The sequence below is a fragment of the Streptomyces sp. NPDC002817 genome, assembly GCF_053592055.1.
On record NZ_JBSFUY010000003.1, the window covers coordinates 41,879 to 66,309 of the forward strand.

At 70.6% G+C, this 24,431-nt stretch carries 22 protein-coding genes, 4 tRNA genes and 1 other RNA gene; 10 read left to right on the top strand and 17 right to left on the bottom strand.

From position 1 onward, the window contains the following. Positions 1–220: 220 nt before the first annotated feature. Positions 221–865, bottom strand: a complete 645-nt coding sequence (locus tag ACWD3I_RS06120) for a TetR/AcrR family transcriptional regulator (protein ID WP_365394901.1) — start codon at positions 863–865, stop codon at positions 221–223. A 79-nt stretch (positions 866–944) separates the two neighbouring features. Between ACWD3I_RS06120 and ACWD3I_RS06125 the strand changes: the two genes are divergently transcribed. Beyond that, positions 945–2,369, top strand: a complete 1,425-nt coding sequence (locus ACWD3I_RS06125) for an MFS transporter (RefSeq protein ID WP_365394899.1) — start codon at positions 945–947, stop codon at positions 2,367–2,369. On the opposite strand, the gene ACWD3I_RS06130 is transcribed toward ACWD3I_RS06125, so the two are convergent. From ACWD3I_RS06130 to purS, 4 genes are all read right to left on the bottom strand, one after another. Continuing rightward, positions 2,359–3,618 (bottom strand): hypothetical protein, encoded by a 1,260-nt coding sequence (locus ACWD3I_RS06130; protein ID WP_365394897.1) that lies wholly within the window; start codon positions 3,616–3,618, stop codon positions 2,359–2,361. The genes ACWD3I_RS06125 and ACWD3I_RS06130 overlap by 11 nt on opposite strands. A gap of 105 nt (positions 3,619–3,723) precedes the next feature. After that, the gene (purL, locus tag ACWD3I_RS06135; protein ID WP_365394895.1) at positions 3,724–5,982 is read right to left on the bottom strand and encodes a phosphoribosylformylglycinamidine synthase subunit PurL; all 2,259 of its coding nucleotides are present in this window, start codon (positions 5,980–5,982) and stop codon (positions 3,724–3,726) included. Beyond that, the gene (gene purQ, locus ACWD3I_RS06140) at positions 5,979–6,659 is read right to left on the bottom strand and encodes a phosphoribosylformylglycinamidine synthase subunit PurQ (RefSeq protein ID WP_266890397.1); all 681 of its coding nucleotides are present in this window, start codon (positions 6,657–6,659) and stop codon (positions 5,979–5,981) included. The genes purL and purQ overlap by 4 nt, the downstream gene beginning before the upstream one ends. Next, positions 6,656–6,919: a phosphoribosylformylglycinamidine synthase subunit PurS gene (purS, locus tag ACWD3I_RS06145; protein ID WP_015659417.1), complete on the bottom strand. Its 264-nt coding sequence runs from the start codon at positions 6,917–6,919 to the stop codon at positions 6,656–6,658. Before purS ends, purQ begins: the two co-directional genes overlap by 4 nt. Before the next feature lie 292 nt (positions 6,920–7,211). On the opposite strand from purS, the gene ACWD3I_RS06150 reads away from it, so the two are divergent. From ACWD3I_RS06150 to ACWD3I_RS06185, 8 genes are all read left to right on the top strand, one after another. Further along, complete coding sequence (locus ACWD3I_RS06150; RefSeq protein ID WP_365394893.1) at positions 7,212–7,529, top strand: histone-like nucleoid-structuring protein Lsr2; 318 nt, start codon at positions 7,212–7,214, stop codon at positions 7,527–7,529. A gap of 134 nt (positions 7,530–7,663) precedes the next feature. Further along, positions 7,664–7,735: transfer RNA gene (locus tag ACWD3I_RS06155), tRNA-Gly, on the top strand. Between the two features lie 79 nt (positions 7,736–7,814). Beyond that, positions 7,815–7,887: transfer RNA gene (locus ACWD3I_RS06160), tRNA-Gly, on the top strand. Between the two features lie 128 nt (positions 7,888–8,015). After that, positions 8,016–8,951, top strand: a complete 936-nt coding sequence (locus tag ACWD3I_RS06165; RefSeq protein ID WP_365394891.1) for an ABC transporter ATP-binding protein — start codon at positions 8,016–8,018, stop codon at positions 8,949–8,951. Then, a complete protein-coding gene (locus ACWD3I_RS06170) occupies positions 8,948–9,727 on the top strand; it encodes an ABC transporter permease (protein ID WP_365394889.1) in 780 nt (259 codons plus the stop codon). The genes ACWD3I_RS06165 and ACWD3I_RS06170 overlap by 4 nt, the downstream gene beginning before the upstream one ends. 15 nt (positions 9,728–9,742) lie before the next feature. Continuing rightward, entirely contained in the window at positions 9,743–10,954 is a 1,212-nt protein-coding gene (locus ACWD3I_RS06175) for a sensor histidine kinase (protein WP_365394887.1), read from the top strand. Then, entirely contained in the window at positions 10,951–11,559 is a 609-nt protein-coding gene (locus ACWD3I_RS06180) for a response regulator transcription factor (protein WP_266890390.1), read from the top strand. The genes ACWD3I_RS06175 and ACWD3I_RS06180 overlap by 4 nt, the downstream gene beginning before the upstream one ends. 22 nt (positions 11,560–11,581) lie before the next feature. Beyond that, positions 11,582–11,657 (top strand) — tRNA-Gly (locus ACWD3I_RS06185). Positions 11,658–11,692: 35 nt separating this feature from the next. Here ACWD3I_RS06185 and ACWD3I_RS06190 read toward each other — a convergent pair. The 6 genes from ACWD3I_RS06190 to ffs form a co-directional block, all read right to left on the bottom strand. Then, complete coding sequence (locus ACWD3I_RS06190) at positions 11,693–12,592, bottom strand: phosphoribosylaminoimidazolesuccinocarboxamide synthase (RefSeq protein ID WP_365394884.1); 900 nt, start codon at positions 12,590–12,592, stop codon at positions 11,693–11,695. A gap of 92 nt (positions 12,593–12,684) precedes the next feature. Next, positions 12,685–14,190 carry a N,N-dimethylformamidase beta subunit family domain-containing protein gene (locus ACWD3I_RS06195; protein WP_365394882.1) on the bottom strand — a complete coding sequence of 502 codons (1,506 nt, stop codon included), beginning with the start codon at positions 14,188–14,190 and terminating at the stop codon, positions 12,685–12,687. 215 nt (positions 14,191–14,405) lie between these two features. After that, the gene (locus ACWD3I_RS06200; RefSeq protein WP_365394915.1) at positions 14,406–16,250 is read right to left on the bottom strand and encodes a M48 family metalloprotease; all 1,845 of its coding nucleotides are present in this window, start codon (positions 16,248–16,250) and stop codon (positions 14,406–14,408) included. A 416-nt stretch (positions 16,251–16,666) separates the two neighbouring features. After that, positions 16,667–17,920 carry a phosphoribosylamine--glycine ligase gene (gene purD / locus ACWD3I_RS06205; protein WP_365394880.1) on the bottom strand — a complete coding sequence of 418 codons (1,254 nt, stop codon included), beginning with the start codon at positions 17,918–17,920 and terminating at the stop codon, positions 16,667–16,669. A 114-nt stretch (positions 17,921–18,034) separates the two neighbouring features. After that, entirely contained in the window at positions 18,035–20,440 is a 2,406-nt protein-coding gene (locus tag ACWD3I_RS06210; RefSeq protein WP_365394879.1) for a DNA polymerase III subunit gamma and tau, read from the bottom strand. Positions 20,441–20,503: 63 nt separating this feature from the next. Then, positions 20,504–20,602, bottom strand: an RNA gene (ffs, locus tag ACWD3I_RS06215) — signal recognition particle sRNA small type. A 72-nt stretch (positions 20,603–20,674) separates the two neighbouring features. Here ffs and ACWD3I_RS06220 point away from each other — a divergent pair. Beyond that, positions 20,675–20,762, top strand: a tRNA-Ser gene (locus tag ACWD3I_RS06220). Between the two features lie 79 nt (positions 20,763–20,841). Here the strand turns inward: ACWD3I_RS06220 and ACWD3I_RS06225 are convergent. The 6 genes from ACWD3I_RS06225 to ACWD3I_RS06250 form a co-directional block, all read right to left on the bottom strand. Then, complete coding sequence (locus tag ACWD3I_RS06225) at positions 20,842–22,080, bottom strand: tyrosine-type recombinase/integrase (RefSeq protein WP_365394877.1); 1,239 nt, start codon at positions 22,078–22,080, stop codon at positions 20,842–20,844. An 11-nt stretch (positions 22,081–22,091) separates the two neighbouring features. Then, positions 22,092–22,325, bottom strand: coding sequence for an excisionase family DNA-binding protein (locus ACWD3I_RS06230; RefSeq protein WP_365394874.1), 234 nt, complete (start codon positions 22,323–22,325; stop codon positions 22,092–22,094). Beyond that, complete coding sequence (locus ACWD3I_RS06235) at positions 22,318–23,616, bottom strand: replication initiator (protein WP_365394913.1); 1,299 nt, start codon at positions 23,614–23,616, stop codon at positions 22,318–22,320. Before ACWD3I_RS06235 ends, ACWD3I_RS06230 begins: the two co-directional genes overlap by 8 nt. A 142-nt stretch (positions 23,617–23,758) precedes the next feature. Beyond that, positions 23,759–24,004, bottom strand: a complete 246-nt coding sequence (locus tag ACWD3I_RS06240) for a SpdD protein (RefSeq protein WP_365394872.1) — start codon at positions 24,002–24,004, stop codon at positions 23,759–23,761. 25 nt (positions 24,005–24,029) lie between these two features. Further along, entirely contained in the window at positions 24,030–24,224 is a 195-nt protein-coding gene (locus ACWD3I_RS06245) for a hypothetical protein (protein ID WP_266825090.1), read from the bottom strand. Between the two features lie 15 nt (positions 24,225–24,239). After that, positions 24,240–24,431, bottom strand: coding sequence for a mobile element transfer protein (locus tag ACWD3I_RS06250; protein WP_365394870.1), 192 nt, complete (start codon positions 24,429–24,431; stop codon positions 24,240–24,242).

Here is a 24,431-nt window from a genome sequence, read left to right on the forward strand (position 1 = left end):
GTCGCCGAACAGGCTGAAAGACACAGGCGGGTAGAGGATCGGGACGGCAAACCCTCACCCCCGGACGCCGAACAGGCTGAAAGACACAGGCGGGTAGAGGATCGGGACGGCAAACCCTCACCCCCGGACGCCGAACAGGCTGAAAGACACAGGCGGGTAGGGGATCGGGACGGCGAACCCTCGTCCTCCGACGCCGGACGGGCTGGAGTGCCCGGGGCGTTCACTTCCTGCGTGCGTATCCCCCGAGTCCCTGTTCCACCAGCGCGAAGGCCTTCTCGGCCCGTTCGGCGGCGTCGGCGGCGACCTCGTCCACGGACTCGCCGGCGTCGATGCGCAGATGGTGTTCCTCGACCAGGGCCTGGCGGGCGGCGGTGAGGGTGGCGGCGGCGATCAGGGCCAGGGTGCGGTCGCCGGTCTCCTCGGTGAGAAGGTCGGCCAGTTCACGCGCGCCCTTCTCGGACGACAGATAGGCACGTTCCCGCAGGACCGGCGTCGCCATGATGACCGTGCGGATCCGGCGGGCGAAGGGTTCGCCGTGCAGGCCGATCGAGGGGTCGCGGCTCTCGGCCATCGCCAGGAACTGCCGGCGCACGGCCTCCACCGCGGACTCGCCCGGCGCCCGCTCGCGCACGGCACGGGCCGGGTCGGAGAAGTGCTCCTCCATGGGCTTGAAGACCAAGTCCTCTTTCGTACCGAAGTAGTTGAAGACGGTCATCTTGGAGACCTCTGAGGCGTCCGCGACCTCCTGCACGGAGACGGCGTCGAACCCCTTCTCGACGAACAGCTCGACAGCGGTCCGGTAGATCCGCAGCGCCGTCTGGAGCTTCTTGCGCTCGCGCAGCCCCATCCCCTCAGCAAAAGCCATGGCATCACTGTACCAAGATGAATTTTAGGTCGAGATAAAAGATTGACTCAGTACATAAATCTCGGGCATGGTGCTGCCCATGACCGAGACCCTCATGACCGAGACCCAACGGAAAATCGGCTTCCTCGTCTGCCTCGTCACGATCGTCCTGGCCGTCCTGGACATGCAGATCGTGTCCGCCGCGACCGTCCCGATCGTCCGGGACCTCGACCCCGCGCACGGCATCGACAAGATCCCGTGGCTGGTCAGCGCCTTCTCGCTGGCCTCGGCGGCGGTCCTGCCGCTCTACGGCAGGCTCTGCGACGTCCTCGGCGCCAAGCACGTCTTCCTCGGAGCCGTCGGCACCTTCCTCCTCGGCTCGGCGCTGTGCGGCGCGGCCCAGTCGATCGGTCAGCTCATAGCGGCCCGGGCCGTCCAGGGCATCGGGGCCGGCGGGCTGATGAGCGTGACGATGGTCGTGATCGCCCAGCTGAGAGGGCCCGGTGAGCGGGACGCCAAGGGCGCGGGCATGGGCGGGATCCTCGCCGGTGGGGGCATGGCGATCGGCCCGTGGATCGGCGGGGTGCTGTCCGACCACGCGAGCTGGCGGTGGATCTTCTACGTCAACCTGCCGCTCGGCGCCGCCGTCCTGGTGCTCGGCGCGCTCGCCCTGAAGCTCCCCCGGCACGGCGGCGGTCACCGCATCGACTTCCTGGGCGCCGCCCTCGCCGCCGCCTTCTCCACCGCACTCCTGCTGGTCACCGAGTGGGGCGGCCGGCAGTACGCCTGGTCGTCACCGCAGATCACCGGCCTCGCGCTGGCCTCCGCCGCCGCCCTCGCGCTGTTCCTGCGCCGCCAGGTCACCGCCGTCGAACCGATCCTGCCGCTCTCCATGTTCCGTATCCGGGAGCTGCGCTGGGGCTTCGCGATCCAGGGACTGGTCGGTGCGGGCATGGTCGGCGCGATCTACTACGTGATGGTGTACCTCCAGGTCGCCCGGGGCATGGACAGCGCCTCGGCCGGACTGTTCCTCATCCCCATGGCGCTCGGCATGACGGCCGTCGGCATCGTCGCGGGCAGGCTCGCCGAACGCGGCCGCCCCGAGCGGACGTTCGTGATCACCGGCTCGGCCGTCACCGCCGTCGCCTTCCTCCTGCTGGCCACCACCGGCACCCGCACCTCCCTGTGGTGGCTGCGCGCCGAACTCCTCCTCCTCGGCGTCGGCTTCGGCCAGTTGATCGGGCAGCTCATCCAGCTCGTCCAGGAGGCGGCCCCGCGCCACCAGCTCGGCGTCGCCACGACCGCCATCCGCTTCTTCCAGACCCTGGGCACGGCCCTGGGCGCCGCCGTCTTCGGCACGCTGCTGACCCGGCTGGACGACGGAACGGGCACGGCGTCCTACGTCTCCGCCATGGACGCGGTGTTCCTGTGCGGGGCCGGGCTGATGGCTCTGTGCGTGGTGCTGGCGCTGCGGCTGCCCAAGGCGGGTACGGCGGTGCCCGCGCCGACCCCGGTCAGGACGTGAAGCCGGACGGGAACTTCACGCCGGTGCAGCCACGGCGGGCGGCGACATCGTCGACGTACGCCTTGAAGAGCGCGCGCAGTCTCGGCCGGATGTACTGGTCGTACGGGTACGGCACGGTCAGCGTGTGGAGCGCGGGCTCGCCGGCGCAGGTGGCTGAGGCCCACCAGACGTTGGCGGTGTCGTCGAAGCCGGCCGTGCCGGGAGCGAGGGGTGTCTGGTCGGTCCCCAGGCCCTCCGACTCGACCTCGCCGGCCTCGTCGCCGAAGAACGACTCGGTCCGCAGCCACCAGGGGGTGCCCGGTGTGTCGCGGTCCCCGATCTCCTTGTCACCGAGGTCGGACCAGATGCGGTCCACCTCCTCGTCGTCCACCGCGAGCAGACAGCTCTCCTCCGGCGCGTGGGCGCCGGCCGGGGTGGCGAGGGCGCGGTCGGGGAGGCGGCCGCGGCCCTGGTCCTCGATGTGCGCGGCGTACCAGGCGCAGGTGCCCCTCGCCGACGCCGCGGCCGTCAACCGCTTGCTCGGTGTGGGGAGTTCGGCCGGGAGGGCGGGGAGCTCGGTCGTGCAGCCCGTCTTGGCCGCGAGGCGCTCGGCGGCGGTGCGGGCCAGCGCGGCGAGGGTCCGGCGGTCGGCGTCCGTGACCTCGGTGTCCTCGGAGTAGTGGGCGATCGTCATGGCGTTGAGCGAGGTCACGTGGTCCGGCTCGTTCGCGCAGACGGCCTTCACGGCGACGGCGTTGTCGTAGTACAGGCCGAGCCGCCCGTCGCCCAGCGGGTACGCGGCCGACTCGGCGGCCTCCCGCGTGCTGTCCGCCTCCCGCGTCCACCGCTCGAAGGGGTCGTCCCAGCCGTCGACGAGCTGCGCGTACTCGTCGGACGGGGTCTGCCAGACGGACAGCTGGAAGTGGTTGTACGAGGTGCCCGGCTCCCCCACCCGGTAGATCACGCACTTCTGGGGGAGCGTGCCGAGGGCGTCGGAGTCGTCGAGGTCGAACATCACGTCGTCCTCGTCACTGCCCGGTCGCGCCCGGTCGGTGCCGCCGTCGAGGCCGAGGACCGGGTCCGGGTCGACCAGGCCGTCGCAGGCCTTCGTGATCTTCTCCCGGCTGGCGGCGCGATCGAGGTGCTCCTCGGTCTCCAGCCACAGCCCCCAGCCGCCCGCCCCGATGCCGAGCACCGCGGTGATCACCACGAGCCGGTTGAGCCGGTCACTGAGCCGGCCGCCCCGGCCGGGTATCCGCAGGAACTCCACCGATCCTCATCCCCCGCGTGCATCGATGACCGGCAGAAGTTAACACAAGTGAAGGCCCCGGCCGTTGGACGGTCGGGGCCTTCAACTCCGTATGTGCGAAAGGCTTTACGCCAGCAGCGCCGGGATCGTCTCCTCGTGCGCCTTGCGCAGCTCCTCCAGGGACAGCTCGAACTCGCCCTGGAGCTCGACCGTGTCCCCGTCCACGACACCGATGCGGGTGACCGGCAGGCCGCGCGCACCGCACATGTCGTTGAAGCGGAGCTCCTCGGAGCGCGGCACGGCGACGACCGCGCGTCCCGCCGACTCGGAGAAGAGGAGGGTGACGGCGTCGAGCCCGTCCGGTACGACCAGACGCGCGCCCTTGCCGCCGAGCAGCGCCGACTCCACGACCGCCTGGATCAGGCCGCCGTCGGAGAGGTCGTGCGCGGAGTCGATCATGCCGTCGCGGGAGGCGGAGATCAGGATCTCGGCCAGCAGCCGCTCACGCTCCAGGTCGACCTTCGGGGGAAGGCCGCCGAGGTGGTCGTGCACTACCTGCGACCAGGCCGAACCGCCGAACTCCTCACGCGTGTCGCCGAGGAGGTACAGCAGCTGGCCCTCCTCCTGGAAGGCGACCGGCGTGCGACGCGCCACGTCGTCGATGACGCCCAGGACCGCGACCACCGGGGTGGGGTGGATGGCCACCTCGCCCGTCTGGTTGTAGAGGGAGACGTTGCCGCCGGTCACCGGGGTGCCCAACTGCTGGCAGGCGTCGGCCAGTCCACGGATGGCCTCCGCGAACTGCCACATGACGGCCGGGTCTTCGGGCGAGCCGAAGTTCAGGCAGTCGGAGACGGCGAGCGGCTTGGCGCCGGTCGTCGCCACGTTGCGGTACGCCTCCGAGAGCGCCAACTGAGCGCCCGCGTACGGGTCCAGCTTCGCGTAGCGGCCGTTGCCGTCCGTCGCGATGGCGACGCCGAGGCCGGTCTCCTCGTCGATGCGGATCATGCCCGAGTCCTCGGGCTGGGCCAGCACCGTGTTGCCCTGCACGAAGTGGTCGTACTGCGAGGTGATCCACTTCTTGGAGGCCTGGTTGGGAGAGGCGACCAGCTGGAGCACCTGTGCCTTGAGCTCTTCGCTCGAAGCGGGCCGGGCCAGCTTGTTGGCATCGTCCGCCTGAAGGGCGTCCTGCCACTCCGGACGGGCATACGGACGCTCGTAGACCGGGCCGTCGTGCGCCACGGTCCGCGGGTCGACGTCGACGATCTTGCCGCCGTGCCAGTAGATCTCCAGGCGGTCGCCGTCGGTCACCTCACCGATGACGGTGGCGATGACGTCCCACTTGTCGCAGATCTCCAGGAACCGGTCGACCTTCTCCGGCTCCACGACCGCGCACATGCGTTCCTGCGACTCGCTCATGAGGATTTCCTCGGGCGAGAGCGTGGAGTCACGCAGCGGTACGTCGTCCAGCGTCACGCGCATGCCGCCGGAGCCGTTGGAGGCCAGCTCGCTGGTGGCGCAGGAGAGACCGGCGGCACCGAGGTCCTGGATGCCGACGACCAGCTTCTCCTTGAAGGCCTCCAGGGTGCACTCGATGAGGAGCTTCTCCTGGAAGGGGTCGCCGACCTGTACGGCGGGGCGCTTCGAGGGCTTGGCGTCGTCGAAGGTCTCGGAGGCCAGGATCGAGGCGCCGCCGATACCGTCACCGCCGGTCCGGGCCCCGTACAGGATGACCTTGTTGCCCGAGCCGGACGCCTTCGCGAGGTGGATGTCCTCGTGCCGCATGACGCCGATGGCACCGGCGTTGACCAGCGGGTTGCCCTGGTAGCAGGAGTCGAAGACGACCTCGCCGCCGATGTTGGGCAGGCCGAGGCAGTTGCCGTAGCCGCCGATGCCCGCGACGACACCCGGCAGCACGCGCTTGGTGTCGGGATGGTCGGCCGCGCCGAACCGCAGGGGGTCCACGACCGCGACCGGGCGCGCGCCCATCGCGATGATGTCGCGGACGATGCCGCCGACACCGGTGGCCGCACCCTGGTAGGGCTCGACGTACGACGGGTGGTTGTGCGACTCGACCTTGAAGGTGACCGCGTAGCCCTGGCCGACGTCCACGACGCCCGCGTTCTCGCCGATGCCCACGAGCAGCGCGTCGGACTGGGGGGCCTTCTCGCCGAACTGGCGGAGGTGGACCTTCGAGGACTTGTAGGAGCAGTGCTCGGACCACATGACCGAGTACATGGCGAGCTCGGCACCGGTGGGCCGGCGGCCGAGGATCTCCACGACCCGCTCGTACTCGTCCTTCTTCAGACCGAGTTCGGCCCAGGGCAGCTCGACGTCGGGGGTCGCGGCCGCGTGCTCGACCGTGTCCAGAGGCGTCCGGCTCATGCGTTGACCAGCTTCTTGAGGATCGAGGTGAAGAAGGGGAGACCGTCGGTGCGGCCGGAGCCGATGAGCGGCTCGACGGCGTGCTCCGGGTGCGGCATGAGGCCTACGACGTTACCGGCCTCGTTGGTGATGCCGGCGATGTCGCGGAGCGAGCCGTTCGGGTTGAAGTCGACGTACCGGAAGGCGACCCGGCCCTCGGCCTCGAGCTTGTCGAGGGTGTACTCGTCGGCGACGTACCGGCCGTCCATGTTCTTCAGCGGGATGTGGATCTCCTGGCCGGACTCGTAGTCGGCGGTCCAGGCGGTCTCCGCGTTCTCCACCCGCAGCTTCTGGTCGCGGCAGATGAAGTGGAGGTGGTCGTTGCCGAGCATTCCGCCCGGGAGGAGGTGGGCCTCGGTGAGGATCTGGAAGCCGTTGCAGATACCGAGGACCGGGAGTCCGGCCTTCGCCTGCTCGATGACCGTCTCCATCACGGGCGAGAAGCGGGAGATGGCGCCGGCCCGCAGATAGTCGCCGTAGGAGAATCCGCCGGGCAGCACCACGGCGTCGACCTGGTGGAGGTCCTTGTCCTTGTGCCAGAGGGCGACCGGTTCGGCACCCGCGAGGCGGATCGCGCGCTGGGTGTCCCGGTCGTCGAGACTCCCCGGGAAAGTGACGACGCCAATACGAGCGGTCACTTCGCGGCCTCCGCGACTTCTTCCACCTTCACGGTGAAGTCCTCGATCACGGTGTTGGCGAGGAAGGATTCCGCAAGATCGTGGATGCGGGCGAGCGCGGCCTCGTCGACCGGTCCGTCAACTTCCAGTTCGAATCGCTTTCCCTGACGTACGTCGGAGATGCCTTCGAAACCCAGACGCGGCAGTGCGCGCTGCACCGCCTGGCCCTGGGGGTCGAGGATCTCCGGCTTGAGCATGACGTCGACTACGACGCGTGCCACTGGCACTCCCGGTGTGTGGTGCTGAGCAAGGTTCCTGAAGGTGTCTGTCCAACAGTGTCTTCAGACTACCCGCACAAAATTTCTACGCGCGTCGACTTGTAGGAAACTACGTGACTGCCGTCACGATCCGGTATCAACGGCCGTGTTCACGAAAATTTCCAGGAAAGATCCCCGATCGACACCCGATACCTATTGCGCTCAGACACGCGGAAGGATTTAGTCGGGCTTCCCATTGCATTGTCGGGCACTGTACAAATGAATTGGCAAGTGCCGTATGAAGGGACCGATATTCGTGGCGCAGAAGGTCGTGGTCACTCTCTTTGACGACATCGACGGCTCGGAAGCGGCGGAAACGATCGCCTTCGGACTCGATGGCAAGTCGTACGAGATCGACCTGAATCAAGCGAATGCCAAGAAACTGCGTAGGGCGCTCGAGCCCTACGTGGACGCCGGCCGCAAGCGGTCGAAGTCCGGCAAGGCCTACCGGCAGACGGAGGTCGCCCCCGACCCGGCGGCCGTCCGCGCCTGGGCCCAGGCGAACAAGATGGACGTGCCCGCGCGTGGCCGTATCCCCAAGAAGGTCTACGAGGCGTTCGCCGCGGCGCAGTGACAGCTCACAGGGCGTGCTCAGGGTCCGTCAGCGGGCCCTGAGGACAACCGACTTGCGTTGCACCCCACCTGGTCGGCTAGAGTCTGGAGCACGCCGAGGGGCGGGGACGGAAAAGCCCAGCCCACGGAGTACATGCGGGTGTAGTTCAGTAGCAGAACATCCCCCTTCCAGGGGGAAGGCGCAGTGTGCAATTCCTGTCACCCGCTCTGCACCACCGTCTGACCACTCTTGTGGATCAGGTAGGATGGTGCCCGCGCCGATCGGTGAGAGCCGATCGGAGGCAATGCGAACGTAGCTCAGTTGGTAGAGCGCAACCTTGCCAAGGTTGAGGTCGCGAGTTCGAACCTCGTCGTTCGCTCTTGATTCGAAGGCCCCCCGGCTTCTGTCGGGGGGCTTTTTCGTGGTTGGCGTACCCCTGACATTTGTCATGTCGAGTGATGACAGCGCGCACTGCTTCCGGGCCCGGGGCACCGAGATGCTTGACCCATGAACACGAACGTGATTGAGGTCACCGACCTGCGACGCGTCTACGGGGGCGGGTTCGAAGCGGTCCGCGGGATCAGCTTCTCCGTGGCCCGGGGCGAGATCTTCGCACTGCTCGGCACCAACGGGGCCGGCAAGACATCGACAGTGGAACTGCTGGAGGGGCTCGCCCGGCCGACCGGCGGCCGGGCGCGGGTGCTCGGGCACGATCCCTACGAGGAGCGGGCCGTCGTCAGGCCGCGGACCGGCGTGATGCTCCAGGAGGGCGGTTTCCCGTCCGAGCTCACCGTCGCCGAGACCGCCCGGATGTGGGCGGGGTGCGTGAGCGGGGCGCGGCCTCCGCTGGAGGCGCTGGAGCTCGTCGGGCTCGCGCGGCGGGCCGACGTACGGGTGAAGCAGCTGTCCGGGGGTGAGCGGCGGCGTCTGGACCTGGCGCTCGCGCTGCTCGGGAACCCGGAGGTGCTGTTCCTGGACGAGCCGACGACCGGACTCGACGCCGAAGGGCGCCGGGACACCTGGGAGCTGGTGCGGGCGCTGCGCGACGGCGGTACGACCGTGCTGCTGACCACGCACTACCTGGAGGAGGCCGAGGGCCTCGCCGACCGGCTCGCCATCCTGCACGAGGGGCGGATCGCGGTCACCGGGACACCGGCCGAGGTGACGGCCGGACAGCCCTCGCGGATCTCCTTCGAACTGCCCGAGGGGTACTTCGTGGGCGATCTGCCGCCGCTCGGGGAACTGGGGGTGCTGTCCCACGAGCTCGACGGCCGCGTCGTACGACTGCGGACGCGGGAGCTGCAGCGGGCGGCGACCGGGGTGCTGGTGTGGGCTTCGGGAGCGGGGGTCGAGCTGCGGGGGCTCGATGTGCGGTCGGCTTCGCTGGAAGAGGCGTTCCTCGGGATCGCCGAGACGGAACAGATGAAGGAGCGGGTGGCATGAGCAGCACGACTCTCAGCACGCCGGCCGGGCGGATCTCGGCGCTCGGACGGGCCGAGCTGACACTGTTCCTGCGGAGCAGGGGCATGGTCTTCTCCGCGATGTTCCTGCCGCTGATACTGCCCTTCAGCGTGAAGGCGGCCCTCCAGGACATGGACCTCGGGAAGTCGGGGCTCACCGTGGGGCTGGTGCTGCTGCCCGCCGCCATCGGGTTCTCGCTGCTCTTCGCGGTGTACACGGCACTCGTGGGCGTCTTCGTCGGGCGGCGCGAGGAACTCGTCCTCAAGCGGCTGCGCACCGGGGAGCTGCGGGACGTGGAGATCCTGACCGGGGCCGCGCTGCCGGCCGTCGTCACCAGCATCCTCCAGTCGCTGCTCCTGGTCGCCGGCTGCACGGTCCTGCTCGACGTGGCGGCACCGAAGGCGGTGGCGCTTGCCGTCCTGGGTCTGCTCCTCGGCCTGGTGATCTGCGCGTCCCTGGCCGCCGTCACCGCGAGCTTCACCCGCACCGTGGAGAGCGCACAGGTCACCGGCCTGCCGCTGATGCTGGTCTCGATGATCGGCTCCGGGATCACGGTGCCCCTGGAGGTGCTGCCCGACCGGATGGCCTCGGTGTGCGAGCTGCTCCCGCTCACCCCCGTGATCACGCTGGTACGCGGCGGCTGGACCGGGGACCTCTCGGCGTACGAGGCTCTCGGTGCCGCGCTGACGGCACTGGCCTGGGCCACGCTGGGCGTGTTTGCTGTACGACGGTGGTTCCGGTGGGAACCGCGGCGCTGAGTCGGGGGCTGGGAAATGAGCGGTTCGGGGGGCTGGTGGCGGCAGAAGAGCACGCCGGCCAAGGTAGAGACGTACACGCGATGGTCGTTCCACTTCTTCGCGCTGATCGAGTTCGTCTCGATCGGGCTGCCGCTCTTCGGTGAGATGGTGCCCTGGGTCGCGGCCTCGCTGGCGCTTGTGGTGGCCGGGCACGCCGTGGTCTGTGCCGTGACCGCGGCGCGGGCGCTGGACTGGACGCTCGGCCGCCGTGAGCAGCCCGTCCACATGCTGTGGACGCTCGGAGCGATCACCGCGGCGGTCGCCGTCATGGCGATCGTGATCGCGGAGCACGGGCCGAGCGGGGACGACGTCGACACCGCGGCCGGCTCGGTCTTCGCCGTCGTGCTGATCTTCGGGGCGGGCATCTTCTCGCTCGGTGTGCGCAGCCGGCGGCGCATGTACTCCGTCGTCACGGGCTTCGCCGTCGGGGCGGGGCTCGTGGCGTTCGCGGGCAAGCCCGGCCCCGCCGCCCTGATCAGCGTGCTGGTGGTGCTCCTCGGCGGCGGATTCCTCGCCTTCACCTCCGCCTTCTCCGTCTGGCTGCTCAACGCCGTCTACGAGCTCGACGAGGCCCGCGAGACCCGGGCCCGGCTCGCCGTCGCCGAGGAGCGGCTGCGGTTCGGGCGCGATCTGCACGACGTCATGGGGCGCAACCTCGCGGTGATCGCCCTGAAGAGCGAGCTGGCCGTGCAGCTGGCGCGGCGCGGGCGGCCCGAGGCCGAGGAGCAGATGGTCGAGGTGCAGCGCATCGCGCAGGAGTCGCAGCGCGAGGTGCGGGATGTCGTACGGGGCTATCGGGAGGCCGATCTCGGGGTCGAACTCACCGGCGCGCAGGGTGTGTTGCAGGCGGCGGGGATTCGCTGCGAGGTGTCCGGGGAGGCGGCCGGGCTGCCGGTGGACGTGCAGTCGGCGCTCGGCTGGGTCGTGCGGGAGGCGACGACCAATGTGCTGCGCCACGGAGATGCCGGGCGGTGCGCGGTGGACGTGCGGGTGACTCGCGACTGTGTGGTGCTGAAGGTGGAGAACGACGGGGTGGCCGCGCCTTCCGGACCGGGAGGCTCGGGGCTGGCCGGGCTGCGGGAGCGGCTGGCGGCGGTGGACGGGACGTTGGAGGCGGGGCCCGTGGGCGACGGCGTGTTCAGAGTGGTGGCCTCGGTGCCGCTGCGCGTGAGTGAGGTCATGGCATGACGGTGCGACTGCTGCTCGCCGACGACGAGCACCTGATCCGGGGCGCGCTCGCGGCGCTGCTCGCGCTGGAGGACGACCTCGTGATCGTCGCCCAGGCCGCGTCCGGTCCCGAGGCGCTGGCGATGGCGAAGGCGCACACTCCCGACGTCGCCGTACTGGATCTCCAGATGCCCGGCGCCGACGGTGTGAAGGTCGCCACATCCCTGCGCACCGAACTGCCCGACTGCAAGGTGCTGATCGTGACCAGCCATGGGCGGCCCGGACATCTCAAGCGGGCCCTTGGGGCCGGTGTGCGCGGGTTCGTCCCGAAGACGGTCAGCGCGCAGCGGCTCGCGGAGATCATCCGCACGGTGCATGCCGGAAACCGCTACGTCGACCCGGAGTTGGCCGCCGACGCGATCTCCGCCGGGGACTCGCCGCTGACCGCGCGCGAGGCCGAGGTGCTGGAACTCGCCGCCGACGGGGCGCCCGTCGCGGAGATCGCCGAGCGGGCCGCGCTGTCGCAGGGGACCGTGCGGAACTATCTGTCGTCGGCGGTGTCGAAACTCGGGGCGGAGAACCGCCATGCGGCGGTGCGGCTCGCGCGGGAACGAGGTTGGGTATAGTGGTTCTCGCGCCACGGCGCATGCGAACGTAGCTCAGTTGGTAGAGCGCAACCTTGCCAAGGTTGAGGTCGCGAGTTCGAACCTCGTCGTTCGCTCCATGTGAAAGCCCCCGGTCTCCCGGGGGCTTTTCGCGTTACGACCAGCTGGTGCCGGTCAGTCGCTCGTACGCCTCGACGTACTTGGCGCGGGTCCGGTCCACGACCTCCTGCGGCAGCGGCGGCGGGGGCTGCTCGCTCTTGCGGTCCCAGCCGGACTCCGCCGAGGTCAGCCAGTCGCGCACGAACTGCTTGTCGTACGAGGGCTGCGCGCGGCCCGGCTCCCACTGGTCGACCGGCCAGAAGCGGGACGAGTCCGGGGTGAGGACCTCGTCGCCGATGACGAGGGTGTCGCCGTCGAAGCCGAACTCGAACTTGGTGTCCGCGAGGATGATGCCCCGGTCGCGGGCGATGTCCCGGCCGCGCGCATAGACGGCGAGGGTGGCCTGGCGCAGCCGGGCGGCGGTGTCGGCGCCGACCTGGCGGGCGACCTCCTCGTAGGAGACGTTCTCGTCGTGCTCGCCGACCGCGGCCTTGGTGGCCGGGGTGAAGATCGGGGCGGGGAGTTCACTGCCGTCGGTCAGGCCCTCGGGGAGGGCGAGGCCGCAGACCGTGCGGGACTCGTTGTACTCGGTGAGGCCCGAGCCGGTGAGGTAGCCGCGGGCGACGGCCTCCACCGGGACCATCTGGAGCGACTTGCAGACGAGGGTGCGGCCCGCCCAGTCGGCCGGGGCGCCCTCGGGCAGTTCGGTGCTCAGGACGTGGTTGGGGATCAGGTCCGCGAGCTGGTCGAACCACCACAGGGAGAGCTGGGTGAGGATGCTGCCCTTGTCGGGGATCTCGGTCGGCAGCACCCAGTCGAAGGCGGAGATACGGTCACTGGCGACCATCACGAGGTCGCCCGCCTCGTTCTGGTACAGCTCACGCACCTTGCCGGTGTGGAGGTGCACCAGGCCCGGAACCTGAATCGGCTCGGGCTTTTCTACGAATCCGGACACGGTTCCTCCCCGTGGTTCTGTCCAAGTGGCTCGATTGTCCCGTATCGGGACCCTGACCAGGGACAGGGGGTCGGTGGCGGTGGCGTATGGGGTCAGTCGCGCTTGCAGATGTGGTCCAGCAGATTGGCGGTGGCGCGCTGGACTCTGGGATCCACGTGCCCGGGGCGGTCCAGGAACGGGGACCACGCGAAGGTGCCGGACGCGAAGACCAGGGCGCCCGAGGGGGCGCGGTAGAGGGACGTCTCCTGGTGGCGGAGGGTGCCCTCGGTGTCGGCGTACGGGGAGTGGGCGAGCAGGATGCGGTCGTCGTGCTCGGGGAGCGGGGTGCGCGGGAAGTAGCGGTCGGCCTCGCCCGCGACCAGTCCCTCGATCTCGTCGCCCTCGTGGGCGCCGGTGGCCTCCCAGAGCCAGTGGTCGGCGTTGCCCACGATCAGCGGGTGGGGGTCGGGGACCCGGCCCGCGTACTGGATACCGACCACCTGCTGCTCGGGGCGGTCGACCTCGCGCCACAGCACCGGCCGGCCCGGACCTCTGCGCTTGCGGCAGGTCAGGAGACGGTCGGGGACACCGGACGGGGACGGCCCCAACTCCACCTGCCAGTACATGGTGTTGGCGGAGAGGAAGACCAGCGATGTGCCGTGGTCGCGGGCGCGCTCCACGGTGCGGCGCATGTTCGCCGACCAGTACTCGTCGTGGCCCGGGAAGACCAGGCCCCGGTAGCGGGTGGGGTCGACGCGGCCGGAGTGCAGGTCGCGGGCGTCGGCGTAGGCGAGGTCGTAGCCGTAGCGCTCGGCGAAGCGGATGAAGTCGTAGGCGTGGCCCACGTGCAGGGGAAGGCCGGCGCCGGCGTACGGGCGGTCGAAGGAGACGGTCGTGGCCGCGTCGGACTCGCCCAGCAGACGGCCTTCCTCGTCCCAGGCGTGATAGAGGCTGGCGCCCGTGCGGCCGTCCTCCGGGTAGAGGTTGTACGCCTGCCAGGTGACGTCCGGCAGGAGGAGCAGCAGGTCCGCCGGGTGGTCGTGGCGGACGGTGAACGGGACGTGGGAGCGGTAGCCGTCGGCGGTGGTCAGGACGGCCACGTACGCCCCGATGCTCCAGAAGGACGGGATCTGCAGGCGCCAGCTCAGCCACCAGTGGTGGCAGGAGACCGTGCGGTCCGCGGTGAGCGGCGGGGGCTGGACGATGCCGGAGAGGCGGGGGCTGGTGGTGATCTTGGCGGCGCCGTCACCGCCGTAGTGGCCGATGCGGTACACGTCGACGCCGAACTCCTGGGGCGGGTCGACCGTGATGTGGAAGTCGATGGCCTCGCCGGGGGCGACCGCGCTGGTCGAGGTGAAGCCCTTGATCTGGCGGCGTACGTCGTCCGCGGCACGGGGGCCGCCGGCGGTGCGGGGGGCCGGGATGCGAGCGGTGCCGGTCCGGCCGTCGGCGGGTGTCGGCTGCGGGGATCCCTTCACATACCAGGGGACCACCTGGCCGGTGTCGTCGAAGTACGTCTCGTCGCCGCGGAGCCAGGGAACGGGGCCCTGGCCGAAGGGGTCCGTCACCGCGTGCGCCAGCGCTCCCGACTCCCAGCGGCGGATCTGCTCCGACCCCATGGCTGCTCCCCTCCCTCGTGCCCCCGTGTGTGAGTGCGGTCGTCCGTTCGTGCCTGTGACGTGTGTCTTATGTCGTAAGCCCTTGCCATGTGCCCGATCGGTCCCAGCACATCACATTACGCACGCACGCGGTCACTATTCGTTGCGAATTGGCCGAAAGTGGAACGAGGGCTTCCGGTAAGGGAGTTGTGCGGAATCCCGGTCGGGGGGCTCGCTCAGACGAGGCGGACCGGCTTCTCCGGACGTATGCCGGACTCCAGCAGCCAGGAGCGCAGGGGGACCGGGTCGCCGTCCACGATGAGGCTGAGGACCACGGGGCTGAGGTCGGCTGCGCGGTCGCCGTTGATGAGGAGGGTCGGGCCGTCGAGCCAGTCGAGGCCGGGGGTGGCGCCCGCGGTGTCCATCGCGGCGCAGCAGACCATGGCCGTGACGTGGTCGGTGAGGAGTTCGCGGGACGTGCGGGGCGGTTGGGGCGGGAAGAGGGGGAGCGCGCCGTCGTCCCAGAGGGTGGTGTCGGGGCCCTGGGGGGTGGGTGCGGTGGCTTCCTCGCGGGCCAGTTCCGCGGTGAGGCCCGCGGCGAGGGTGGCGGTTCGTTCGTTTTCCTGTTCGTCGGCCTCGGCCTCGGCCTCGCCTTCGGCGAGTGTGTTCCCGCCCGCGCCGTCCATGACGGTTTCGTCGTCGGGTGCGGGTGGCCCCTGTGGGGCGGCGTCGCCGTCGGCGACTACGGGTTCGGCTGTCGCCAGGGGTACGGACTCCGGGTCGGACTCTGCGCGCATCGCACCGTCGGGCGCCGACGTCGCAAGGTAGTCCAGGACCCTGGACAACGTCGGGCCGTCCGTCTCCGGGCCCGTGGTCTCGGGGGTCCGGCGTACTCCCTGTGCGTCCAGGACTCGGTGGAGGCGGGCCGCGTCCAGGCGCCACTTCCGGTCGACGACCTCTTCCGGGTACTCCTGCCAGCCGACCGGGGACCAGTCGGGACCGGACTCCGCCGGGCCGCCGTGGAAGAGGCGGGCGGCCAGGAGGGAGGTGGCCTCGTCGATCGTGCCGGGCTCTTCCAGGAGGTCACAGGCGGGGCGCTCACCCAGACGGGAGGCGAAGCCCTCGGCCAGGCGGTCCCGGCGGGAGAGTTCCGTGAGTGCCGCCACCACTCCCGCGTCCAGGCGGGACGGCCAGCGGCCCATCCGCCATGCGGGCAGCGCCACGCGGGTCAGGAGGCGGTCCCAGCCGGCGTAGGCCAGACCCACCTGCTCCTGGGCGACGATCCGCAGGCCGTAGTCCACGCCCTGGGCGCGCTCGGCCGCCGCGGCGGCGACCCCTCGCTCCATCTTGGACGCGTGCTCCCGGCAGCTGCGCAGCAGCAGACGGGCCACCCAGCCGACGCCGGCGCACACCACGCGGGTCACCGCGCAGCGGCCGGATGTCGAGGCCACGGCCACCGCGGCGTCCAGGCCGCGGACGAAACGGCGGGCCGCGGCTATGTCCGGGTGCGCCGAGGGGCCCGTACCGGCGACGACCGGGGCGAGGACCGCGCGGAGCTCACCGACCCGCATCCACCACAGGAACGGGGAGCCGATGACCAGGACGGGCGCCGCCGTCGTACGCCGCGAGCCGCGGGCGCCCGTGAGCTCGTCGCGGTCCTCCTGCTTCGGCGGGCCGTGGGACGGGTGGGTGCGGTCCTCCAGCCAGCTGTCGCAGTCCGGGGTGAGCGCTATCGCGGACGGGGCGGGCACATCGAGACGGTCGGCCAGGTCGCGCACCATGCGGTACAGGTCCGGCGCCGACTCCTCGGCGATCGGGACGGTCGGGCTCATGGCGGGGCGGGCGCGGGCGACGACCAGGGCGATGCCGGTGGCGGCCAGCAGGACGAGCGCGGCGAACGGCGTGACGACCCAGCGGGCGGCATGCCAGCCCGGGCCCACGAGGTGGCCGGTGGAGCCTCCGGCGTACAGCACCACGGCGACGGCCGCCGGCAACAGCGCGACGGCCAGCGCCCGGCTGCGGATGCGCAGCACGGCGAGCGCCCAGGAGCGCGCGGCCTGTGCGCCCGCCTCTCCACCCATACCGGTCACGACCGGGTGTCACCCCCTCCGTGCTGTCCTGGCTGCCTGACTGTCCTGGCGTTGCTCACTCCCCCACTGTGGCACCCCCCACTGACATCGCAATGCCGGTGGGCCAAGTGCCGGAACGCTTGCGCCGCACCCTAGTTGGGGCCCCTGCCCACGTCACCCGGAAAAGGGATCGGTCACTCGATGGAATGGCTTTGGGGAAAGGTGGATGACGGACAGCGATGATCAGGCCTTGGTTCTTGACCCAAGTTCAGCCCCCGTCCGGCGTGCGGTTTCCGGCCGGTGGCGGGGCCGGTGCCGGGGGCCGGGCACGCGTCAGGCCCCGAATCCTGAGACGGATTCGGGGCCTGTCGGGTTCATCCGGTCTGCCGGTTGTTCCGGCTGTTTCCGGTTGTTTCCGGTTGTCCTGGCTATTCGCCCGCCGCGGCCTTCGCCGCGATGTCCGTACGGTGCTGGGAGCCGTCCAGACGGATGCGGGAGACCGCCCGGTACGCACGGTCGCGGGCCTCGTCCAGGTCCTTGCCGGTCGCCGTGACGGACAGGACGCGACCGCCGGCACTGACCACGGCGTCGCCGTCGTGCTTGGTGCCGGCGTGCAGGACGTACGCGTGCGGAGCGTCCTCGGCGGCCACCTCGTCAAGGCCGGTGATCGGGTCGCCGGTGCGCGGGGTGCCGGGGTAGTTGTGCGAGGCGATGACCACGGTGACCGCGGCGTCGTCGCTCCAGCGCAGCGGCGCCAGGTCGGCGAGGTCGCCCTTGGCGGCGGCCAGCAGGAGACCCGCGAGGGGGGTCTTCAGGCGAGCCAGGACCACCTGGGTCTCGGGGTCGCCGAAGCGGGCGTTGAACTCGATGACGCGGACTCCGCGCGAGGTGATCGCGAGACCGGCGTAGAGGAGCCCTGAGAAGGGCGTGCCGCGGCGGCGCATCTCGTCGACGGTCGGCTGGAGGACGGTCTGCATGACCTCCTCCACCAGCTTCGGGTCGGCCCAGGGCAGCGGGGAGTACGCGCCCATGCCGCCGGTGTTCGGGCCCTCGTCGCCGTCCAGAGCGCGCTTGAAGTCCTGGGCGGGCTGGAGCGGGACGACGGTCACGCCGTCGGTGACGGCGAAGAGGGAGACCTCGGGGCCGTCGAGGAACTCCTCGATGACGACCCGCTCACAGGAGTTGGCGTGCGCCCTGGCCGCCTCCAGGTCGGGCGTGACGACGACGCCCTTGCCGGCCGCGAGACCGTCGTCCTTGACGACGTACGGGGCGCCGAAGGCGTCGAGGGCCTCGTCGACCTCCTCGGGGGTCGTGCAGAGGTAGGAACGCGCGGTGGGGACGCCCGCCCCCGCCATCACGGCCTTCGCGAAGGCCTTGGAGCCCTCGAGCTGCGCGGCCTCCCTGGAGGGACCGAAGACCGGGATGCCGGCCTCGCGCACGGCGTCGGACACCCCCGCGACAAGGGGTGCCTCCGGGCCTACGATCACGAGCTCGGCGCCGAGCCCGGTGGCCAGCGCGGCGACGGCCGTGCCGTCCAGGGCGTCGACCTGGTGCAGCTCGGCGACCTCGGCGATGCCGGCGTTGCCGGGGGCGCAGTACAGCGCGGTGACGTCGGGATCGAGGGACAGGGAGTGGCACAGGGCGTGTTCGCGGGCGCCGCTGCCGATGACGAGGACCTTCACGGGGTCAGCGTAACCGGCTCGGGGCCCGGGAAATTGTGCGGGTTACCGAAGGGGCGGGGGAACGGGGTTTGTGGGTTTCTCCGAAACGGGGGTCCCGCCTCGTCGAGAAGCCCCCTATTCGTTGGTGAACTCCTCCATCACCGTCGCTCCCAGCTCCCGCACGATCAGTTCACGGCCGGAGAGGGCCGATTCGTTGAGGTCGGGGTCGTCGTCCTCGGGAATGTCGTCCTCGGGGGAGACCGGGGGCGGCTCCGGGGCGGATGGCCGGGGAGTGGGGGCCGTGGCGGCCGGGGGCGGTGTCGCCGGGGAGTGTGCGGGGGCCGCGGAGCTGGGAGCGGGGGTCGCCGGGCGCTGTGCCGGGGCGGGGGCGCCGCCTCCGCCGTAACCACCGGAGGGTCCGGGCGACCCAGGGGTGCCGGGGGTTCCGTAACCTGCACCGCCGCCGTTGAAGCCGGGCGTGCCGCCACCGGTCTGCGGGGGTGCCGACCCGCCTGACGGGTCGACGACCGCCTCGATCTTCCACTGGACGTTGAACTGCTCGCCCAGCGCCTGCTTCAGGACGTCCTCGCTGCCGCTGCTCACGAAGTTGTCGCGTGCTCCGGCGTTGACGAAGCCGATCCGGAGGGTGGTGCCGTCGAAGCCGGCCACCTGGGCGTTCTGACTGAGCAGGATCCAGGTGAAGCGGCGGCGGTTCTTGACGGCCTCCAGGATGTTCGGCCAGAGCATGCGGGGGTCGACGCCACCGGCCGGAGGCGCGTAGGCGGCGGGGGCGGCCGGCTGGGGCTGGGCGGGTGCCGGCTGGCTCGGCGCGGGGGTGGTGGGTGCGGGCTGGCTCGGGGCGGCCGGGGGCTGCCCGCCTCCGGCGGGGGTCGCCGTGGGCCAGCCGCCGGGGCGTCGGCCGCCGCCCGCCGGTGCGGCGGTGGGCCAGGCGCCAGGGGCGGAGGTGGTGGGGGCCGCGGGGGCGGGAGGAGGTGCCGCGGGTGCCTGGGGAGGCTGGGGCTGAGCGCTGCCGGTGTCGCCGGGTACCGGGCCCGTGGGCGCGGCCTGGGCGGGGGCGGCGTCGTAAGCCGGGGCCGGGGTCGTGTCCTGTGCGGGCTGACCGGGTCCGGCGCCGAAGCCCGGGGCGCCCCCCGCGGCAGGTCCGGTCGGCGCAGGTGCGCTCGCCGCAGGTCCGGTCGGCGCAGGTGCGCTCGCCGCGGGTCCAGTCGGCGCAGGTCCGGTCGGCGGGCCCGAAGCCCGTACCGCTGCCCGGGCCGCCGCCACACCGCCCCCCGGCGGAACCGGCGCGGCAGCCGCTGCCCCGTGCGCCTCGGGCCCGGGGACGTACCCCATCGCGGGCGCGCCCCCGCCCCCGGAGAAGTTCACGCCACGCTCCAGCCGGTCGAGCCGGGCCATCACGGACCGCTCGTCGCCATAAGCGGCCGGCAGCATCACGCGCGCGCAGATCAGCTCCAGCTGGAGGCGAGGGGAGTTCGCGCCCCGCATCTCGGTGAGGCCCGCGTTGACGAGGTCGGCGGCGCGGCTGAGCTCGGCGGCGCCGAAGATGCCGGCCTGGGCCTGCATACGCTCCAGGACGTCGGAGGGGGCGTCGATGAGGCCGGTCTCCGTGGCGTCCGGGACGGCGGCGAGGATCACCAGGTCCCGCAGCCGCTCCAGCAGGTCGGCGACGAAGCGCCGCGGGTCGTTGCCGCCCTCGATGATCCGGTCGACGACCTCGAAGGCGGCGGCACCGTCACCCGTGGCGAAGGCCTCGACGACGGAGTCGAGGAGCGAGCCGTCGGTGTACCCGAGGAGGGAGGTGGCCATGGCATACGTCACACCCTCCTCCCGCGCCCCCGCGAGCAGCTGGTCCATGACGGACATGGAGTCACGCACGGAACCCTGCCCCGCCCGCACGACGAGCGGCAGCACGCCCTCCTCGACGGGGATGTTCTCGTGGCCGCAGACCTCGCCGAGGTAGTCGCGAAGGGTCCCCGGCGGCACGAGCCGGAACGGGTAGTGGTGGGTCCGCGAACGGATGGTCCCGATGACCTTCTCGGGCTCGGTGGTCGCGAAGATGAACTTCAGATGCTCCGGCGGCTCCTCGACGACCTTGAGCAGCGCGTTGAAGCCGGCCGACGTGACCATGTGGGCCTCGTCGATGATGTAGATCTTGTACCGGCTGCTCGCGGGTCCGAAGAAAGCCTTCTCGCGCAGCTCACGGGCGTCGTCCACACCACCGTGGGACGCGGCGTCGATCTCGATGACGTCGATGGAACCCGGGCCGTTGCGCGCGAGGTCCTGGCAGGACTGGCACTCTCCGCACGGGGTCGGCGTGGGACCTTGCTCACAGTTCAGACAGCGGGCCAGGATGCGTGCGCTGGTCGTCTTGCCGCAGCCACGCGGACCGCTGAACAGGTACGCGTGATTGACCCGGTTGTTCCGCAGCGCCTGCTGCAACGGGTCGGTGACATGCTCCTGCCCGATGACCTCGGCGAACGACTCCGGGCGATAGCGGCGGTACAGCGCGAGAGACGACACGCATACGAGGTTATAGGCGCCCACTGACAACCAGCCCCACACAAGAGGCCACCCTTGCCGACAAACGCAAGCGCCCCCCACGCACCCGCCAGAGCCAACCTACCCTTGCTGCCTTCCGGCCCTGGGGGAGTTCAGTCAGATAGCGCCACGTGAGGGGCTGCCCAAACAGTACCCGATGACTGGGGCTGGGAACGAGTTCGCGAGCACTCCTCAACGTCTTGTATTGTTTGCCGCGGAGGATTCGCCTAGTGGCCTAGGGCGCACGCTTGGAAAGCGTGTTGGGGGCAACCCCTCACGAGTTCGAATCTCGTATCCTCCGCCAGTGCCTCACCGGGCACGATGTCGAAGGGCCCCACCGTTCGCGGTGGGGCCCTTCGTCGTTGTCCGTCTCAGTTTCCGTCTCAGTTCGTCTTCGGCGGCTCCCAGAGAGCGTCACCGACTTGCTGGGCGACCTTCCGCAGCAGCGTCCCAGTGACGTGCATGTAGCGGGCGCGCATACGGGCCGCTCCCCCAGGCTCCCAGCCCATGATCGCGTCGACCACGACGTCCGGGACGCCGAGGATCAGGAGGACAGTCGCGGCGGTGTGGCGAGCGTCATGGAGGCGACCGTCTCGTACGCCCGCGTCCTTCAGGAGCCGCTTCCAGATGTGGAAGTCCGTGTTCGGGCTGAGAGGGCCGCCGGTCGAGGAAGCGAAGACGTACCCCTTGCCCTCCCAGTCGGTACCGGCCTCGATCCGTTCCTTCTCCTGTACCTCCTGGTGTTGGCGGAGGAGCTTGATCAGCGGGTCGGGCAGGCCGATCGTGCGACGGCCAGCGCGGGACTTGGTGGACTTGTGCTCGCGGCGGGTCTGCTGTTTCTGGGGGCAGTAGCCAGCTTTCCGGCCGCACGGCTTGTCTCCACAGCCGTGGGCGTACTTGGGGCGGAGCCGGTTCTTGCGGATGCGGACGTACCCCGCGTCCAGGTCGACGTCTTCCCAGTGGAGCCCGAGCGCCTCCCCCTGGCGGAGACCAAGCGCCAGGGCGACGACCCAGCGCGTGCTGTTCCGGAGTTTGGCGGCCTCGACGAGCAGGCTTTGAACCTCCTCGATCGTGAACGGCTCGATGTCCTCTTCCTCGAGACGCGGAGCCTTGGCGATCTCGGCCACGTTGGTGGCGACGTGCCCACGCCGCTTGGCCTCACCGAGGGCGACCCGGATCGTGCGGTGAGCGTGGTGGGCGGTGCCGGCGGAGCTCCCGGCGTCCTGCATCTTCCGGTAGAAGCGCTCCAGGTGTTCCGGCTCCAGCTTGTCGAGCTTGTGAGCGCCCAGGCCGGGCACGAGGTGTACGCGTACGTCGACCTCGTAGCCGTCGTACGTGTTCTCGGAGACGTACGGCTTGGCAATGTTCTCGACCCAGTGCTCAAGCCAGGCCTGAACGGTCCAGCTCTGGCCCGGCTTCCTGAGTTTCTTCTCGTCCCGGGCCCGCTCCATGTCACGGACGGCCCTGGTCACCTCGGCCTTGGTCTTCCGCTCGATGTGGCGGCGGTCCGGCTTGCCGTCATCACGGACGCCGACCGTCACTCGGCCGTGCCATTTGCCGTCCTTGCCGAAGTAGATGGAGGAGGCGCCGTTGGGCTGACGACTGCGCTTGTTCTCTGCCATGACGTCTCCTCTCAGGCCGCTTCGGCGGGTCGGTAGCGGAGCTTCGCGACGTAAGCGGGCACGGCATCGGCGGGGACTCGACGCAGCCTCCCGACCATGACGGACTCGATCTCTCCGGCGAGGACGAGCCGGAAGCAGGTCGTACGACCGATCCGGAGCCGTCGGGCCACTTCCTCGACGGTCAGCAGAGCCAAGGACGGGTCGAACTGTTCGGGCACGACAGCGACGACTCGGGGCTCAGCCACGGGTGGGCTCTCCTTCCGTTCCGGGGGCAGGGTCGAGGGATGCGGACAGCCAGGCTTCGGCGTCGGAGAGGCCTGTTCCGGCGAAGACCCAGTGCGCGAGGACGTACGTCGTCTCGGGCTCGCGCGTGGGTGTGGCGGCTTGTGCGCGGCGCCATTCGGCGCGGGCATCGCGGAGGGCGCCGAGGGTGGTGGAGTAGCGGCGGGACTTGGTGGAGAAGTGGCCGCGGAAGCCGAGCATGTGGGCCCAGGCTCGGAGGCGGAGGTGTTCCAGTTCCTTGCGGGCGCCGAGGGACCAGGCGGTTCGGACCAGGCTGCGGGCGTGGTCGCTGATGTCGAGCTGGGCCAGCTCGGCGGCGAACTTGAGCGGGCGGTCGAGAGCTCCCGTGGCTGTCTCGGCTCCCTTGGTCGCGTACTTGGCGATGTACGCGGCTACGGCTCGCTCGGTCAGCTCCTGGCCGTCGTTGAAGTCGGCGGATCGGATGGTGCGGACGTCGAGTTGGCGGCCGAAGGTGAAGGTGTGGGTGCGGGCGTCGATGGTCGGGCCGTCCACGCTCGTTTTGGTTGCGGCAGTGTTGATGGCGTCGGTGAGCAGCTCGGCGGTGGCCCAGGTCGGGGGCGGGGTGTCGCCGCCTCCCGGGCCGTCGAGGCGTATGACGGCGTGGAAGTGGACCGCACCACGCTTCTGGTACTCGGCGACCTTGGCGAAGGACACGCGCGCGTGGTCGCGGAACCTGCGTTGCGAGAGGCCGGCGCGCTTGGCAACCTCACGGCGCAGGTACGTCGAGAAGCGCCGCCAGAGGGCGCCCGCGTGGGCATTCCAGAGAACGGCTGCTTCGTAGTCGTAGGTGTCCGGGTTGAGTGGGGTGCCGAGTACTTCGTCGTCCTGGTCGTGGTGGACGCCGCAGCGGCAGGGGCGGCTGTCGGAGCGGCGGTTGTGGACCGGGCCGAAGCCGGGGGCGGTGAAGGTGGCGAACACGCGTGGGTGGGCGCCGACTTGTTCCGGGGTGCCTTTACCGCCGCGCAGTCCGGCGGTGATCAGGTGGAAGGTGTCGCGGCGGTAGACCTCGGCGCAAGCCGGGCAGCGGGTCGTACGGCGGTTGTTGCAGCGGACGAGGAGTTGGCCGGCCGGGAGGCTGGTCGAGTCGAGGTGGTGGACGACGGCGCCGATCTCGCCGGTCGTGGTGTCGACGTCGTACTCGGTGCGGTGGCCGTCGAGGCGGATGGGGTGGGTGCAGCCGCCGAGGGTGGAGAGCTGGCGGAGGATACCCGGGAGCGTGCCTTGCGAGGCCAGGTTCGCGAGTTCCGGGAGTGGGGCCGGAGTGGTGCGGGTGAAGATGGCGTTTCTCCTTCTGGCTGGCTAGGTCGGGAGGAACAGGCCCCGGGGCGGCGTGATGCTTAGTCGAGCGACGCCGCCCCGGAGGTCTGGCGGGGGCTCAGCGCCGGTGCTGCTCGCGGAGCAGGGAACGCAGGACCACGGCGGCCACGGCTACGGAGATGGCCGTGATGGCGACGGCGGCCAGGAGCGCGGTGAGGACGACTCCGCCGACGACCAGGGCGACGACGGTCTTCTGATCGATGGAGACCGACGGGAGCGAGCGCCGTACGGGCATCGGGTCGGCCGGGGCGTGGGTGTGCGCGGGCGGCGGGGTCGGGTTGTCGGGGTACTTGGGCAGGAACACGGCGGCGGTCTCCTTATCTACTCGTCTAGTCGTGTGAGCCGTTTATGACGTCCACGCCGGTGCGCGTGCCGGACTCCACGGCGGGGGCCATGAAGGTGCGGGAGAGCAGGAAGCCGAAGAGGGCGATCAGTACGACGACCCAGGTACGGACGCCGAGGAACTTGACCGCTCCCCAGGCGAAGAAGCCGAGGACGAAGACGAGCGGCAGGCTGACGGTCACGGGTACGAGGTCCTCTCAGCGAACGGGGCAGCGGTGGGTGTTGGCGGCCAGTTCAGCGGCGGCGCGACTGTCGTAGTCGGTGGAGAAGCCGCAGCGCGGGGCGGTGCAAGCGGCGGTGTGCTTCTCGCGGCCGCGTTGGTCGTACGAGGTGGCGACCTGGACCGGGCCGATACGGGTGACGTTGCGGAAGCGGCGGTTGGCGGACAT